The organism is Micromonospora sp. KC606 (genome assembly GCF_004348675.1).
Taxonomy (GTDB): domain Bacteria; phylum Actinomycetota; class Actinomycetes; order Mycobacteriales; family Micromonosporaceae; genus Micromonospora.
Window position 1 is genome coordinate 1 of record NZ_SMKN01000410.1, and the last position, 1,217, is coordinate 1,217.

2 protein-coding genes are annotated in these 1,217 nt (G+C 72.2%); both read left to right on the top strand.

The window, feature by feature from the left end; translation table 11 throughout:
- On the top strand, window positions 1-639 hold a 639-nt coding region (locus E1193_RS31425; protein ID WP_243707988.1), incomplete at its 5' end, for a DUF1986 domain-containing protein.
- A gap of 23 nt (window positions 640-662) precedes the next feature.
- On the top strand, window positions 663-1,217 hold a 555-nt coding region (locus E1193_RS31430), incomplete at its 3' end, for a YbjQ family protein (RefSeq protein WP_132186743.1).

The window sequence follows — 1,217 nt, forward strand, 5'->3', positions numbered from 1 at the left end:
GGCGTGCTCGCCTCCGCCTCCGGCGCCACCGCCGCTCCCGCCGGCCCCCAGCCGATCATCGGCGGTGACACCGTCTCGTCCGCCCCCTGGGCCGCGGCGGTGTTCAGCAACGGCTCGTTCGTCTGCTCCGGCAGCGTCATCTCCGCCGACTGGGTGCTCACCGCCCGGCACTGCGTCAGCGGCTCGATGTCCGTCCGGGTCGGCAGCGTCTACCGCTCCTCCGGCGGGGTCACCCGCACGGTCGCCGCCACCTACAGCCGCTACGACCTGGCCCTGATGCGCCTGTCCAGCCCGGTGAGCGCCCCCCCGGTGACGCTGGCCAGCAGCAACCCGCCGGTCCGCTCCACCAACACGATCTACGGCTGGGGCCAGACCTGCTACAGCGGCTGCTCGGCGTCCAGCCAGCTCAAGACCGCCTCGGTTCGGGTGACCAGCACCAACGTCACCGACGCGTACGGCGGGCAGGCGATCCGGAGCACCGAGATCAACGGCAACGCCTGGCGCGGCGACTCGGGCGGCCCGCAGTTCTACAACGGCCGGCAGGTCGGCGTCGCCTCCACCGCCGACGGCGTCAGCATCCAGAACTACGGCAGCGTCGCGTACAACCGGGCCTGGATCACCTCAACGGCCGGTGTCTGACCGTTAGCGCCCTGGCGGCGCGGATGGCCGGCGGTGCGCCGGCCGTCCGCGCCGCCTCGTTTTGCAGCATCCGGTCAGGTGAACAGGGCTCGCGAACCGGCCGGCCGACGGCTGACAGCATCGGAACCGTGCTGGTCGTGACGACGGATCAACTGCCCGGCTACGAGATCCGCCAGATCCTCGGCGAAGTGGTGTCTTCGATGGCCAGGACGCGGAACCCCTACCGCGAGGGGGTGAAGAACCTGCGCGGCGGCGCGTACGACCCGATGGCGCCGGACAACCTGACCCGCTGGCGCACCGACTCGGTGGCCCGGCTCGGCGAGGAGGCCCGCCGGCTCGGCGCGAACGCCGTGGTGGGCATGCGCTTCGACAGCCGGGACTGCGGCGAGATGTGGATGGAAATCTGCGCGTACGGCACGGCGGTGATCGTGGTTCCCAAGGTTCCCGACGTCATGCCATCCGACCAGCCCCTGGTCGCCGCCGAGACCGCACACGACCCGGCGATCGCCGAGGCCCCCGGCGGCATCGCCGAACCGGCCAGCGCTCCCGACCTACGCTCCGCCCCCGAGACCCCCACC